Here is a 14742-nt window from a genome sequence, read left to right on the forward strand (position 1 = left end):
TCCCTCCTCGGTGGCGTGCCGGGGAGGGACCTGTACGGCGGCTTCACGGAGTCGCCGATCAGGCCTGGGTCAGGGCCCAGATTCCGACGGCGAAGCAGATCAGCGCCACCAGCAGCACCGGGACCGCCACCTTCGGGGGCGGTCCCGGCCGCTTGCCCGGAGCAGGTGCCGCGGCGTGCGAAGGCGATGTGACCCGGGCGGACGGTGCCTGGGCGAGGTGGGGCGGGGCGCCGGCCCCGGAAACTCCCGCTCCCGATACGGGAACCTGCGGCTGCTGAGCGGTGTAAGCACGAGTGAGAGCTTGTTCGTGCTGCACCGCGGCCGTCGGGGCCTGTGAGAGGTCCGGTGCGGCGGCAGGAAAGGGGGACGCCGTATGCGCGGGATGCTGAGCGGCGGGAGGAGTGGGCGTGCCCGTCTGTGCCGTCTGGGGCGTGGGCGCGGGGTGCTGCGGGGGCGGCTGGAGGTGGAAGCTGCCCGTCTCCGACATCGAGGCCGGGGGCTGCGAGTACGGCTGCTGTACGCCCTGTTGGCCTGTCTGCGGCCCGGTCGCCTGTGTGGCCTGTCCGGGTCCTGGCCCCTGCTGCGCGTCCGTGTGGCCGCCCGGCTGCGGGGCAGGCACGGGCCCCGCGGGGCCGAAGCCGGCGGGCAGCGGGCCGATCTGGTCGAAGACCTCGACCGGCTCGTCCTCGTCCCCGGGCTCGGGCAGCATCTCGACCGCGGCCGTCAGCGCCTTGCGCGCACCCGTGGCCGTACGGAAGCGAGCCTCCGGGTCCGGCTGCAGCAGCCCGGCGAGGACCTGCCAGAGCGGCTCCGGGATGCCCTGCGGAGCGCTGGGCGTGCCGTAGGACGCGAAGTGCTCGACGAGCGCCTGCGAGTCGGGCTTCTTCCCCTGGAGCAGATACAGGGCGACGAGACCGACCGCGAACAGGTCCGCGGGGAAGTCCGGCTCCGCTCCCATCATCTGCTCGGGTGCGAAGTAACCCGGCGTTCCCACCACGTAGTTCGTCTCGGTGAGGCGCGGCTCGCCCTTGCGCATGGAGATACCGAAGTCGGACAGCCGCAGATGCGGCCGGCCCGTTCCGGTGGCCTCCATGAGGATGTTGGCGGGTTTGATGTCGCGGTGCACGACGCCCTCGGCGTGCACCGTCGACAGTCCGGACAGCAGCTGGTCGAGCAGGGTGCAGACGAACCGAGGGGGCAACGGGCCGTAGTCACCGATGACATGGGCCAGCGAACCGCCGCTGATGAGGTCCATGGTGAACAGGACCTTGTCGTCGTCCGCGGCCCAGCTGGCCGGAGCGAGCACATGGGGATGCTCGATCCGCAGCGCCTGCTCGCGGACGAAGCGCAGCAGCGTGTGTGCGTCGCTCTGCTGGAGAACCTTGGCTGCCACATAGCGGCGGCGCCGGTGGTCCCAGGCACGCCAGACAGCACCGACCCCACCACGTCCGATCGGATCGATCAGTTCGTACCGACCAGCGAAGACCTCACCCATTGCGCTGCGCTCGCTCCCCGTCCCTGCTCTCGGCCCGTGCGTGTGCCCGGGCACGGATACTGCGGCTGCCGGATCCGTCCCGGTCTAGCTCTGGTGCCCCTCGTAGTGCGCCACCGCGTCCGCGGTGCGTCCTGCCCCGTACACCTTGAGGAACTCTGCCAGTTCCGGGTGGGTCGGGGCGAGGGAGTCCGCAGCATCGATGATGTCACCGGCGGCCGCGACGGAACGCAGCAGCGACTGGATCTCGCGGACCACACGGCGCACGGTGGGTGCCCCGCCGGTCGTCGACGTCTGACCGGTACTGGTGAGCACGGAGCCTCCCTGGGACTTCTTGATCTCCTCCATGCGGTCGGTGGCCTCCCCGGCGCTCACGCTGCCGTCCGCCACCTGGCTGGCCAGTTCCTGGAGGGCCTGGACGCGCTGCACGACCGCAGGATTGCCGATCTTCGCCCGCTGGCCGCTCATGAGCTGGGAGAGCATCGGGGCGGACAGCCCGAGCACGGCGGCGAGCCGGGCCTGGTTCAGGCCGAGATCATCGATCAGCCGACGGAAGAGCGCCCCCAGCGGCTCCCCGTACCAACTGCGCTGAAGATCCCTTGCTCTTGCCGTTGCCTCTTGCTGCGCTGCATCCATGGCGTCTCCCCTTCGCTGCGGCTTCGCTGCTGCGAACCTCGACGAGCATCTTACGGAGCGTGGTCGTCGACCGGGAGCCCCCATCTTTTGGAGGATTCGGGGGATCACCCGGTAGTCTGGTCTGCAGCGGTGACCACAACACCGGTGCGTCCGGTGCTGCCCGCTTTTCGGGGCCTTAGCTCAGTTGGTAGAGCGCTGCCTTTGCAAGGCAGATGTCAGGAGTTCGAATCTCCTAGGCTCCACGTACTAAATGCCCTCTGACCTGCGGAAACGCAGTTTCGGAGGGCGTTTTTCGTGCCCATCAATGGGCGCATCGATGCCCGCCGGGCCCAGGGGGAGTCCGTACCTCCCAAGGGAATTGCACTCCCTCGTCTCCCGGGGGGGGTCTCCTGGGCTCCGACCTGGAGAGCCGCCGCAGAGATGTGAGGCATGAGCCGAGCCGCCGCGGGACCGCTCCTCCGAGACTGTCTGCCGAGCGGATACGGGTTGAGGCAAGGTCGCCGGCTGCAGCAACGGGCTACACGGACTCAACAGTCGATGACGCGGCAGCACGCGCCGGGCTCCGGCGTCTGCGCGACGCCGTCGGACCTGCCCACACCTCGGTGCCTCGAAGGACTCAGTCAAGGCGCAACTTCTGGGTGTTGTGAGAGCGGGTCAACCGCACGCCGAGGCTCCTTCCGCTGTGTGCGTACCGGGCTGGGGCGCGATCTCCACGCGTATGGCGTCTGTCGCGGTCAGCAGCGCGTTCTCGACTGATGCCGAGCTGTCGCCGGTGGCGATGACCGCACCGATGGCGCTGGAGGAAAAGTGCTCCGGTGGGAGCTTGACGGTCGCGCCGGGGGCACGGTCGAGGACGACGTGCTGGATGCCCGGGACGCCGAGCGCGGTGTCCAGGCCATCGACCCGCAGCAGTCTTCCGGCCGCCGGAGCCATCACCTTGCGCAGTCCAGCATGCAGCGGCTGCTGAGAGGGCAGCCGCGGAGCCCGGCCGGTCGCCACGCGGATCACGTTCTCGTGGAAGGGGATCCCGCTCGCGAGGCCGACGAGATGGGAGCCGATGTAGTCACCGCCGGCGCGGGCGGCGACCTCCACGAGCCGGGCGCCCGAATGCTCGTCGTACATGCACTCCAGATGGAAGGTGCAGTCGTCGAAGCCGAGGGCGCGCACGACCTCCTGGGTCAGCGCGTGCACGGTGGAGCGCGCGGCGGCGGGCAGGGCGCTGGGGTGCAGATGTGCGAGTTCCAGGCGGAACGGCTCGGTGGTGGTCTTGTCGGTGATGCCGCAGATGGTCACCTCGCTCCGGTGCACGAAGCCCTCGACGCTGTGCTCGGTGCCGCCGAGCAGCTCTTCGAGCACGAGCTCGCCGCGGTCGTGACGGAAGATGCTGTCACCGTCGGCTCCGGTGAGACGGGTCAGTTCGGCGAACGCGGGCGGCAGGTCCCGTGCGGCGTGCAGCAGGAAGATGCCCTTGCTTCCACTGCCCGCTGCGGGTTTCAGGACGGCGGGGAACCCGACTTCTTCGAGCGCCTGTTCGGCGTCCTGAAGGGTTCGTACCCGGGCGTAGCGGGGTATCAGGTGAGGCCGGGTGGCCAGGGCCTGGCGCATGAGGTACTTGTTGCGGGCCAGCCGGGCGGCTGCCGGCGCGATGCCGGGCAAGCCCAGGCGGTGGGCGGCGCGAGCGGCCGGTTCCACGCCCGCGTCGGACCAGGTGACGACGCCGGCGACGGGGTGCGTCGCGGCGATCTCGTCCACTGCCGCGTCGAACGCGGCGGCGTCGTGCGGGTCGACCGCCCGCACCTCGGCGAGCAGCCCGGAGGGCAGCCCGCCGGGCGGCCGGGCGGCGAGGAGTACCACCGCGTAGCCCTCGCGGTGGGCGGCCTCGAACGCCGGCCGGTGTTCCAGCGGACTCTTGCGTACACCGACGAAGACGACGGCGGGCCGGCGCGGTGCCGGGGCGGGCACAGGCACGGGCGCGGGCACGGGCGCGGGCACAGGCGCGGGCACAGGCGCGGGCACGTCACTCCACCTCGATGGTCAGCTGGGTCTCGACCCGGTCGAGGGTCGCCTCGAACTCCTCGGCCGTGTCCGCACCCACGACCACCATCAGGCACCAGTCCATGGCGTGGGAGAAGCCGACCCGGTCTCCGGTCTTCTTCATCAGGCGCCAGCTGATGACGCCGTCAACGGCCTCGATCTGCTCGCCGGTCGGCAGGGCGGTGATGGTGCCTGCGCGGGACGGACGCAGGTGCAGCGCGCCGATGTGCCGGTACGGGGAATCGCCGGGCTCGATGGCGCCGTACAGCAGTCCGGTGGCGACGGTGCTGAACACGCTTTGCCCGAGGCGGGCGGTGAGCATGTCGGGGATCCAGCCGCCGCCGATCCGGGTGGCGATCTCGGAGAAGACGAGGTCGCCTGTGGGGGTCTCGAACACCTCCAGGTGGGTGACGGCGGTGTCGATGCCCAGGGCTTCGTTGACGGTGGTGTGCATCGCGAGGATGCGTTCGTGGAGTTCGGGGTGGTCCTCGGGTGCCAGTACGTACGATCCGTCCCGGGTGGGTGTGGCGGCGTGCGCCGCACCGTCCGTGGCGACGTGGTCGAGCCGGGGCACGTAGTAAGCGCTCACGTTCAGGAAGAGCGCCTTGCCCTCCCGCCACAGCGCGTCGATGTGCAGCTCGCGGCCGGGAACGAAGCGTTCGACGATGAGATGGCCCGAGGCGAGCCGGTCCGGCTTCGGCAGATCGTGCAGGAAGGCGGTGATCTCCGCCGCGTTCTCGACGCGGAGCGTGCTCATCGTGCCGAAACCGAACGCGGGCTTCACGACCGCGGGGAACCCCACATCGGGCGGGGTGTTGCCGTCGGCGAAGGTGACATCGGTCGGCAACGAGGCCCACTCGGTGACGGCCACACCGGCGGCGCCGACGAGGCGCTTCATCATCCGCTTGTCGCGGACGGCCGCTCCCAGGTGTGCGCCGGCCTCGCCGCAGCCCAGCAACGCGCGCAGCAGGGCGGCGCCCAGCTGCGCGTCCTCGGAGAAGGAGAGCACCTGGTCGACCCTGACACCGCGTACGGCGAGGTCGACGGATACCCCGGTCAACTCCTCGATGGAGTCCACGCTCCCGACGCGGTAGACGGAGCGGGCGGCAGCGGTCAGTTCGGGCGACGCCGCGGCGGTCGCCAACTCGGACTCCTCCAGCACGAGATGGAGGTTCGGCGTCGCGGCGAGCAGGGCCCTGACCATGTCCGGGCGCCATTTGCAGAGCACGACGACGGGGCCCTCCTCGGCGATCAGCGGCGGCTCAGCGGCCGGGGCGGCTGAGGCGGCCGGGGCTGAGGCGGCCGAGGCGGCCGGAGCCGGTGCGGGCTCGGGGCTCGGCGGCTCCACGCGGATTTCGATCTGCCGGAGCACGGCGTCGGCCGCCGCGTCCACGCCGGCGGACGTGTCCGCCAGGAGCAGTGCGTGGGCGACGCGGTCGCCGGACGAGTGGAGGCCGGTGACGATGTCGCCGGCGTGCTTCTTCTGGCCGACCCGCACCACATCGGGGCGCAGCTGAGCCGCCTCCACACCATCCACGGACGTGATGCGGCCGGGGGACGCAGCGGACAGGAACACCACGCCCGCAGCGCGGGGCCGCCCTGAGGGCAGGCCGACCTCGCGTCCGAGGGACAGTTCGATGACACTGCGGAAGAAATCGTGTCCATACGCCCGGCACATCAGCTCCAGGATGTGGTCGCCGGGGGTGCGCACGGCGAACTCCATGGGCCTCAGTACGGTGCCGTCGTCCCGGTACTCCAGGTGCACGATGCCGGTGCGGATACCGGCGGCCGCGACCAGCGCGGCCGTCTGCCCGTCGACGCGGTCGCGGTCGGCGGGCCGGTGGGGCAGCCGGTGCTGCATTTCGACGAACTCGGGTGGACCGGTGGTCACCTTGCGGGTGTGGTTCCCGAAGATCACCTCGCCGTTCTGGACGAGCGCCTCCCAGCTGTACTCAGGAGCGTCCACGTACTCCTCGATCAACACCTGCTGTCCCAGGTCCCGGCGAGTCAGGTCCGCGCGGAGCTCGTCCTCGCCCGCCACACAGCGCACCCCGGCACTGCCCACGCCCCGCAGCGGCTTGACGACGACCGGGTAACGGCCGCGGCTCCACTCGGCGGCCCGGTCCGCGTCGTCGACGACGGCGTAGTCGGGCTGCGGCAGCCCCGAGTGGGAGAACAGCGCGCGCTGGACGGCCTTGTTGCGGCTCGCCTCGGCGGCGGCGAGGGACGGGCCCGGCAGTCCCAGCCGGTCCTGCACCCGTGCCGCGGCCAGCACATGCTGCTCGGCGAACGGCACGGCGCCCTGCGGCGGGTACCGGTCGGCGGCGTCCAGGGCGGCCCGCAGCCAGTGCGTCTCGGTGCCGCCCGCCGGGGTCTCGAAGTGCGCGACGTGCTGCTCGTGCTTCTCGCGCCAGGCCTCGTCGTCGAGCAGTACCGTGCGCAGCCCGAGGTCCCGCGCGGCGGCGACGTAGCCGCGCCCCATGATGCCCGCGCCGACCAGCAGCAGTGTGTCCGTCATGTCGTATCCCCTGTGTGTGACGCGGGTGTCTCTTCGGGTGTGGCCCCTGCGGTTCCGTCTGCGGGTCTGCGTACCGCAACGCGGCGCCGGCCGAGGGTGAGCAGCAACAGCAGGCAGAGCGAGGCGAGACTGAGCCAGACCACGAAGGCCTCGCCGGTGAGGGTCAGCGCGACGCCGATGGAGGGGCCCGCGGCCGTACCGATACCCATGGCGCCGCTGGCCAGGGCGGAGACGCGGGTGACGTCCTTGGCTTCGACCGAGTCGATCAGCCAAGGATGGAACGAGCAGGAGTACGCGCACTCACCGATCGCGAACACCACGGCGAACAGCAGGAGTCCCGCGTACCGGACCGGCTGCGGACCGAACGCCGACCCCATGGCCACGGCGTACGCGGCGACCCACAGCAGGACCGCGGCCCGCAGCCCGAACGTCTCGTCGCGGCTGCTCAGCAGACGTGTGACCCAGCTCTGCCCGAGGGCCACTACGGCGGTGTTCACCAGCAGCAGCGCGGAGACCGCGCCGAGCCCGATGCCCATCAGCCGTACGGCGACCAGCGGCGAGGTCGCCTCGAACTGGCTGTGCCCGAAGAGGTAGGCGCCGAGCTGGAACAGCACTGCGAGCGCCCCTGCGGTCCCGAGCCACTTCAGCCGCCCACCGGCGGCTTCCCGCGCCTCGACTGTCTCCTCCCGCTCCGCGACCCGAACCTCCGCGACCCGAACCTCCTCGCGGCGCTCCCGCGCACGCAGCCGGTGGAAGGCATAGGCGAGCGGCAGATAGCTCAGTGCGTTGGCGACGAACAGCCACGGCACCGCCGAGGTGGTGAAGAAGCCGGTGGTCAGACCGGCGACGACGGCACCGAGGCCCAGGCCCACGTTGATGGCTTGGTAGCGTCGTGCGAACACCGAGCGCCGCTGGTCCTGCGACGTCAGCGAGCTGAGCACCGGCACCATGGAGACCAGCAGACAGCCCTGGCCACAGCCGACGAACAGAACTGCCGCGAACAGTGCGGTGAGCGAGCCCGCTGCCGCTGTCCCCAGGAAACCCACGGCGAGCATCAGCGTCCCGGTGAACCCCAGACGCGCGGGCGACGGTTTGATCCAGCCGGTCGCGAGCACCGCGGCGGTCAGCAGGTTGGCCGCGGCGGCGGCGCCGTAGAAGACACTGACGCCCGCCGCACCCATCTCGGGCAGTTCCGAGAGGTAGAGCGCGGTGTACGGGTAGACCAGGCCGGAGCCGAACGTGGACACACCGTTGAGCAGGATCAGCCTGTCGGCCGCGGTGAGCCGGCGGCCGGGGCCCCGGGGCGTACTCATGTGACCCTCCCCCGTTCCCCGAAGGCCGTGTTGAGGAAGTACGTCCAGTCGGCGGCACCCGGATCGGAGACGTGCAGCAGGTTCTCCACCGCGTCGTAGTGGGTGGTGGGGTAGCGCACGACGCGGCGCACCATCTCCTTGAAGATGTGCAGGGTCGACAGCTCCTGCTCCCCGGCATACCGGTAGATCTCGACCTCTTGGCCGACCAGGTAGTCCCTCAGGCTTCCGGCGAGCCGGGTGAAGTGGGTGTTGTCCGCGTACAGGCCAAGGAAGTCGCGCTGGGTACAGCGGGTGCGCAGGTGGTCGGAGACCGTGAACCCGAGCGCCTCCGCGACACCGAGCACCAGGTCCGCGGTACGGACGGTGTCATCACCCGCTGGATTGAGCAGCGGTCCGGCCAACAGCGCCCGCAGGTCGGCCAGGTGACGGTGGGGGTTGCGCAGGGTGCGGACGTACCAGTCCCTGGCGCGGGTTTTGCGCTCGATGTTGCTGAGCGCCCAGGCGACGGCCTGCTCGGAGGTGTCCACCTCGTAGGCGTACGCCGTCGACGACTCGTACACGGCCAGGAGGCCGCGCACGGTGTCGCGGGCCAGCGCGGCGGGGCAACGCGCGCACGGAGCCGTGAGAATGTCGGGCTTGAGGATGAGCAGAGCGCCCGCACCCGTCGCGACTTCTTCGGAGGGATTCATCGGGCCTCATCGAGCAGGATGTCGAGCAGTCCGGTCAGGCGTACGAGATCGTCGTCGCCGCAGGTGCGGCCGAGGCCGACGCGCAGTGCGGTCGGCCGGTCCGGGTCGGCGAGCCCGTACACCAGGGCCCGGCTCTCCAGGAACTCCACCAGCTTCCGTACGGCGGACGGGGCGAGGGTGGTGGGCAGAACGCACGTGAGATCGCGGTCCCGGCGGTACGGCGGCCCGGCCAGCCAGGATCGGCCCGCCGTGTGCGCGGCGATCAGCTCGACGCGGGACGCGACCTCGCCATCGAGGCGCTCGGGGTGCGACTCGGCGAGGGTGCGGATGCCGTGGGCGAGCATCATCAGGTCCGACGTGCTGGGGCGCGGTGTACCGGGCGCGTCCGCGTCGAGCAGGGCACACATGCCGAAGGGGCCACCGCCCTCTTCGGCGCGGGCGGCCGCGGCCGCCCGCGGGGACAGAGTCAATACGGTGCTGCCGGGCACGACGCCGAGCAGCGCACCGGGGCAGAAGGCCGCCACGTCGAGTGCCGCCAGGAAGCCCTCGGCCAGCGGCCATGAGGTGCCCGAGAGATCCGCGGCACTCCACGCATCGGGTCCGCCGGCGCTGAACGGCCGGGCAGCTCCACCGGCCGGCCGGGGCACGACGTCGTGGGCCACGGCCCACTTCTCCCGGGCGAGCAGCCCGGCCAGGGTCTGCGGCACCACGGGCACGAGAAGGCAACTGTGTCCGTCCGGCAGACCCACCAGCGCGCGCAGTTCCTTCAGGAGCGAGGCGGTGAAATCGTCGGTGCCTGCGAGCCCGGGCCGCAGGCCCAGCACCGCGGGTCCTGACCGAGCGAGGGAGGCGAGGCGGTCGGCGGGTACCGCGACACAGGTACCGCCGAGGCGCGGCTCGCGAGGCAGCAACGTGTCGGGTATGTCGTACAGCTCGACGGGCGTGAACTCCCGCTCGCCGATGGCGGAGAGCGGGCCTTCGGAGTCGACGAGTGCCATGGGCGTCATCCCAGCTTCGATCGGGCCACGAGGCGTACGTAGGGGCCGGCTCGCTCGCCCACGGAGTCGATCACCGCTGCGAGCTCGGCCTGCGTCTCCACGACAGCGGCGGCCGTGTCGGCGGGCGGATCGAGCAGCCGACGGGCGGTGTGCGCGGCGCACCGGGCGTGCGGAGCACCGCTGTCACTCCCGCGTTCCGCCTCACGCTGCAGGAGCCGTAGCAGCCACTTGACCGAGGGGACCGTCACTCCGGCGGCGGCGAGCGCGCACTGACCGGTGTGCACCAGGGCCTCCCGGTACATCCAGGCCGCCGAGTCGCGGTGCCCGTCCGACAGCTCGCCCGACACATCGTTGAGCCGATTGACGGCGGCGACGGCGGCGACGTTCAGGAGATAGCGGGGGAGGTCATCCGTGCCGAGGCCGTCGCGCAGCTCCTGGAGCCGGTCGGGACGGCGCAGAGCCTGCCCGGTCCGCACCCGGTGAAGGATCTTGAGGTTGTCCTCGTCGACCAGCTGGGCGATGCCCTTCTCCTGCGACAGGCTCGCCACCGAGGCACGGAACGCCTCCCGCAGCCGGTCGAGCGCGGCCGGTTCGAGCACCGCGACGTTCACCTCACGGCCCTCGTGGAAGGCTACTGTCGCGGTCCGTTCGCCCTGGCGCGCGGCCGTCTCCGAGCCGGCCACCCGGAAATCGCCCACGACGTACAGGTCGAGATCGGAATTGCGGTTCGCGAGCCCGTCAGTCGTCGATCCCGCGAGGAAGAGCAGCTCATCGCCGCCGCAGCCGACCGCGGCGAGCGAGGTGGCGGCGAGGGCCTCGTGTTCGACAGCGGCCGGGCCGGTCGCCCGGCCGGTGGTGGTTCCTGACGTGCTCACTGCTGTTGCCTCGACTCTGTCCAGGACCCGCAGCGTCGGCCGAACTCGGCCAGCACTGCCCGGTCCAGGGGTGATGTATCGGTGTGGTGCTCGAAATGCCACTGCACGCCGAGCACGAAGCGCTCCGGAGCGCCGACGCTGACCGCCTCGACCGTCCCGTCCGGGGCGGTGGCCTCGACGAACACGTGGCCGGGCACCTTGGCCACCCGGTCGCTGTGCTGCGAGTTGACGGGCACGGCACCCGGATCCTGGCCGGGTCCCACCAGCGGGGCGAGGAGTCCGCCCGGATGGACGGCCACCGTGTGCGCGGGTGCCCAGCGGTCGGGCCCGTCCACCCCGGCCCGCAGGCGATGCCTGACCTCCGACGCGGGCACGGGTTCGAGCGTGCCTCCCTGGTGCGCGACGAGCTCCTGCAGCCCCCGACAGCTCGCGAGGACCGGCAGGCCGGGAATCCCGTCCGCCGCCCGCAGCAGCGCGGCCGCCGTCGCGTCCCTGGGCAGGTCGTACTCCCGCTCCGGCACGGCGTCCGCCTTGCCGTAACGCGCCGGATGCACGAAGGACCCGCTGCCCGGCAGCACCAGACCGTCCAGGCGCGCCAGCACACTGGCGGCATGCTCGGGCCGCACCGTGTGCAGGAGCACCGCGGTCACGTCCGCATGCTCCAGAAGCGGCTCCGTCAGATGGTCGTTGACCCGGGAGTACGTGGTGCCGTTGGCCCGCTCCTTGTGACAGGCGAGGATCCCGACCAGCGGAGTCCTCGGCTTACCGACGCTCACCGGGCCGACTCGCGTACGTCCGCCACGGCACCGGGCAGCAGCGCCGGATCCTCCGTGACGACGACGGCCACCACTGACTCGGTGCCCGGCCAGTCCTCGGCGACGACGACCTTCGGATGAGTGCGCACCGACGTGACCAGCTCCTCCGCCGAACGCCCGGCCTTCGGCAGCAGCACCATGGCCGCGCCGCGCTGCGCCTCAGGAGTCTCGCCGGGCAGTTCCCCACCGGCGAGCAGTGTCAGTAGCGTCTCGTAGGGCCGAACCGCGTCCATGTGCGCGTACGGGATGAGATGGGAGTTGATCAGATCGCCGCCGAGACGCCCGCCCACCTCCAGGACCACCGGGCCCTCCGGCCCGAACCGTAGGTCGGCGTGAAACCCGCCAGTGCCCAGACCGACCGCGAGCACAGCTTGCTCGGCCGCCTGACGCAACTCCTTCACCTGCGTCTCCGTACGCGCCGACGGGACCGCCGTCGCCCACGAAGCCGACAGCTGACCGTCCACGTACTTGTCGGTGACACCCAGGACCCGCACCGTGCCGTCATGTACGACACCCGACACGGAGTGCTCGGAACCCTCGACGTACTCCTCCACCAGGAAGTCGTTCGTGCCCGAGTAGTTCGCCGAAGTGAGCGCGAACACCGCGTCCGGATCCGAGTCCGGTCCGATCACGGCCATGCCCCGGCCACCGGAGCAGTGCGCGGACTTGAACACCAGCGGCCTGCCTGAGGCACCGAGCTCTGCCACGGCGGCAGTCAGCTCCTCCACCGTACGCCCGGCGCGCCAGGGCGGGTTGAGGCCGAACGGCTCCATCGCGCGGCGCTGCGCGACCTTGTCCGTGGCGACAGCCGCGGCAGTGGCGCCGATACCACGCACCCCGAACCGCTCGGCGAGCAGTGCGGTGAGCGCGACGTACTTGTCGCCCCAGCAGACCACCGCGGCCGGGTTCGGACCGGAGCCCGCCTGCTCGGTCCGTACGGTCCGCGCGGCCTCCGCCGCCTGATCGGCGAGCGCCGCACCTCGGTCGAAGGAACCGCGCCGATGCTCGGGCAGCCCTGTGTGGGACACGTTCGCATCGGACGCGACATGGACATTCAGACCGCACGCGGCGGCCGCGTCGATCTCGGCGCGCCACTCCAGGGGCGAGCGTCGCAGCCCCAGATAGAGCACCGCGGGGCGGTCGGCCGCCGTCGGGGAAATCTCAGCTGTCGTCATGAGGTCAGATACCGTTCTCGTTCGCTGTACCCGTCTGCGCGTTCGCCTCGGAACCGTACCGGCCCTGGTACCAGGTGTTTCCGAAGTCCTCCACCACGAATGGCTCTTCGCGCTTCTCCAGGTGGATCGCGTGCTCCTGGTAGTAACCGCGCAGGACCTCGCCCATCGCGATCGCCGACCGCAGCTCACGCGGTCCGTAGACGTCGCCCTCCGTACGCATCAGCCGCAGGTCGTGCACACCGGGGCGATGCGCCCCCGCCAGGGTGATGCCGAAGGGGACGCGAATGGCATGCCGTACACCGTTGGCGACGTGCCCCTGGTGGTGGTGCGAGGTCCATTCCGTCATGTCGGGCATGGAAGGGGCGAAGAACCAGTCGCGCTCGGCGAAACTCCCGTCGTCCGTGACGTCCGCCGCGTGCGGCATGAAGTGCCAGCTGTTCCAGCGCATACGGGCCGCGATCGCACGCACCACCTGAGGCAGCTCTGCGGCGGCGCCGGAGGCGGCCAGCCGCTGACGAAAGTCTTTGCCGGGCGCCACACAGCAGTAGTACTCACTGGTCTTCCAGTGGCCCGGTTCGATGCTGCCGTCGGCAAGGAGCGAACTCAGCCGCAGGATGTCCCGCGGCCCCCGGGACATGCTGACGTCCGAACCGGTAGCGGCCGCGGCGGCGCTCACCAGCCGGTGCAGTACCTCCTCGAAACGGCTGCTGAACCCCGGCTGCGAAGCCCGGGGACCACCGTCGAACAGTGGCTGCCAGTCCACACCGAAATCACCGCCGCGTACGGCATCCGGCGCCGACGGCACCAGATCCGCGAGGGTGTCGAGGAAAACCTCCGGCACATCCACCCCGGTGACGGGGGTGTCGAAGAGATGCTCCTTCTTGTTGATGGTCATCGCCTGCACCGTGCGATAGACCACCGCCGACTGCAACTTGGCTATCCGCAACTCTCTTGCTGCATCCGCGAGTTCAAAGAGTCGTCCGACGGGGGAATCCGACGCCTCGGGGGCGGGGACCGTCCCGTCGTACGCCCTGATCCGGCCCTCGATGAACTCTGTCAACCTGCCCGGCAGCAACTGAGTGCCGCTGAACTCCTCAGTACGCGAGGGGGTTCCTGAGGAAATCAGCGCGGACATGCAGACGACGAAACACGCGTCGGCGGCACTCCACTCCGGCAGCGGAGTTTCGGAGAGGACCTTCATCCGGCAGCGATCGGACTCCGCACCGATGGACTTGCCGACGAGGTTCCCGTCCTTGCCCAGATTCGTGTAGCAGGCGTCACCTATATAGAGCCGTATCGGCCCGACATGCCGGAACAGAAAACGCAGCCGGGCCACCAGGACCGCCGCGTACTCCTGCCCTTGCTCGGACAACCAGTCGTGCACCGACTCGACTTCGGCCACTGCCTGTGCGGCGAGCTCCGCACACGCGGTCTCAAGGCCCGCCGGCGGGCCGTCGGGCCAGCGGATCCCGGCGACCACCCGAAGTTCCGGCCCCGCCGTCTCCTCCGGGCCGAGGATGCAGGCCTTGCCCGCCTTCAACTGCCCGAACCGGTAGCCTTCCGCGTCCTCCGCGGCAGTCACGTCGACCACGGCACCGGCCGACTCCAGCACATTGAGGAGGTGATGCTCAGCCGGACGCAGCGCACCGAGCGCCACTTCGGGCGCGAGCCGTTCACCGATCGTCGCCAGATGACGTATGGCGGGCCCGGCGGACGTGAACTCCGTGACCTCGGCGGCGACATTCTCCAGAAGCTTGTCGAATCCTTCGGAACGAAGGAGACCCATCTGTGATTCCCTTGTGAAGGCGTATGACATTTCGCAAGCGGTCGCCGGTGAACGCAAGGTGCCAGACAGTGGGATGAATGAGAGTGAAAAGTGCTCGGACGTGCGCTGGTTGACCGCGCGCAGCGATGAGTGCCGGAGAGATGAAAGGGGGAGGTTGGTGAACCTGCGCCGTGGAAATGTCCGGATGAGCCCCGTTGCTCAAGTGATGACCGATCGCAGGTGGTGCGAGGCCCATCACGGGAAGTGACTCTAACCTCTGGGATAACACCCGGCAATCATTTCGTGTACAGCAGTTGGCTCGAGGATCAGGTGTTGCGTAATCCAGGTGGGGGCGCGGAGGGGTGCGTCAGCGCTCTGTTCGTGAAGTTCCCCGGGCCGGGGGCGAAGTAGATTCTTTGCTTGTGCAGTGCT

11 protein-coding genes and 1 tRNA gene are annotated in these 14742 nt (G+C 70.4%); 1 reads left to right on the forward strand and 11 read right to left on the reverse strand.

The features are described from left to right. Positions 1 to 58: 58 nt before the first annotated feature. Both ACFVW8_RS09075 and ACFVW8_RS09080 read right to left on the reverse strand, forming a co-directional pair. A complete protein-coding gene (locus tag ACFVW8_RS09075) occupies positions 59 to 1495 on the reverse strand; it encodes a serine/threonine protein kinase (RefSeq protein ID WP_389687664.1) in 1437 nt (478 codons plus the stop codon). 84 nt (positions 1496 to 1579) lie between these two features. Next, positions 1580 to 2128, reverse strand: coding sequence for a helix-turn-helix domain-containing protein (locus ACFVW8_RS09080; protein WP_389687666.1), 549 nt, complete (start codon positions 2126 to 2128; stop codon positions 1580 to 1582). A gap of 169 nt (positions 2129 to 2297) precedes the next feature. Here ACFVW8_RS09080 and ACFVW8_RS09085 point away from each other — a divergent pair. Further along, a tRNA-Ala gene (locus tag ACFVW8_RS09085) sits at positions 2298 to 2370 on the forward strand. 412 nt (positions 2371 to 2782) lie between these two features. Here the strand turns inward: ACFVW8_RS09085 and ACFVW8_RS09090 are convergent. The 9 genes from ACFVW8_RS09090 to ACFVW8_RS09130 are packed head-to-tail and all read right to left on the reverse strand — an operon-like array spanning position 2783 to position 14331. Then, positions 2783 to 4144 (reverse strand): ATP-grasp domain-containing protein, encoded by a 1362-nt coding sequence (locus tag ACFVW8_RS09090; RefSeq protein ID WP_389687668.1) that lies wholly within the window; start codon positions 4142 to 4144, stop codon positions 2783 to 2785. A gap of 1 nt (position 4145) precedes the next feature. Beyond that, positions 4146 to 6680: an ATP-grasp domain-containing protein gene (locus ACFVW8_RS09095; RefSeq protein WP_389687670.1), complete on the reverse strand. Its 2535-nt coding sequence runs from the start codon at positions 6678 to 6680 to the stop codon at positions 4146 to 4148. Further along, positions 6677 to 7993, reverse strand: coding sequence for an MFS transporter (locus ACFVW8_RS09100; protein ID WP_389687672.1), 1317 nt, complete (start codon positions 7991 to 7993; stop codon positions 6677 to 6679). Before ACFVW8_RS09100 ends, ACFVW8_RS09095 begins: the two co-directional genes overlap by 4 nt. Further along, complete coding sequence (locus ACFVW8_RS09105; protein WP_389687674.1) at positions 7990 to 8682, reverse strand: hypothetical protein; 693 nt, start codon at positions 8680 to 8682, stop codon at positions 7990 to 7992. The genes ACFVW8_RS09100 and ACFVW8_RS09105 overlap by 4 nt, the downstream gene beginning before the upstream one ends. Beyond that, positions 8679 to 9680: a hypothetical protein gene (locus ACFVW8_RS09110; protein WP_389687676.1), complete on the reverse strand. Its 1002-nt coding sequence runs from the start codon at positions 9678 to 9680 to the stop codon at positions 8679 to 8681. The genes ACFVW8_RS09105 and ACFVW8_RS09110 overlap by 4 nt, the downstream gene beginning before the upstream one ends. A gap of 5 nt (positions 9681 to 9685) precedes the next feature. Further along, positions 9686 to 10555, reverse strand: a complete 870-nt coding sequence (locus ACFVW8_RS09115) for a hypothetical protein (RefSeq protein ID WP_389687678.1) — start codon at positions 10553 to 10555, stop codon at positions 9686 to 9688. After that, on the reverse strand, positions 10552 to 11331 hold the full coding sequence (locus ACFVW8_RS09120) for a gamma-glutamyl-gamma-aminobutyrate hydrolase family protein (protein WP_389687680.1): 780 nt from the start codon (positions 11329 to 11331) through the stop codon (positions 10552 to 10554). Before ACFVW8_RS09120 ends, ACFVW8_RS09115 begins: the two co-directional genes overlap by 4 nt. Next, positions 11328 to 12545 carry an acetyl-CoA carboxylase biotin carboxylase subunit family protein gene (locus tag ACFVW8_RS09125; protein WP_389687682.1) on the reverse strand — a complete coding sequence of 406 codons (1218 nt, stop codon included), beginning with the start codon at positions 12543 to 12545 and terminating at the stop codon, positions 11328 to 11330. The genes ACFVW8_RS09120 and ACFVW8_RS09125 overlap by 4 nt, the downstream gene beginning before the upstream one ends. A gap of 4 nt (positions 12546 to 12549) precedes the next feature. Beyond that, positions 12550 to 14331 carry a hypothetical protein gene (locus tag ACFVW8_RS09130; RefSeq protein WP_389687684.1) on the reverse strand — a complete coding sequence of 594 codons (1782 nt, stop codon included), beginning with the start codon at positions 14329 to 14331 and terminating at the stop codon, positions 12550 to 12552. Positions 14332 to 14742: the final 411 nt, after the last annotated feature.

This window comes from Streptomyces sp. NPDC058221 (assembly GCF_042882365.1).
GTDB lineage: Bacteria > Actinomycetota > Actinomycetes > Streptomycetales > Streptomycetaceae > Streptomyces.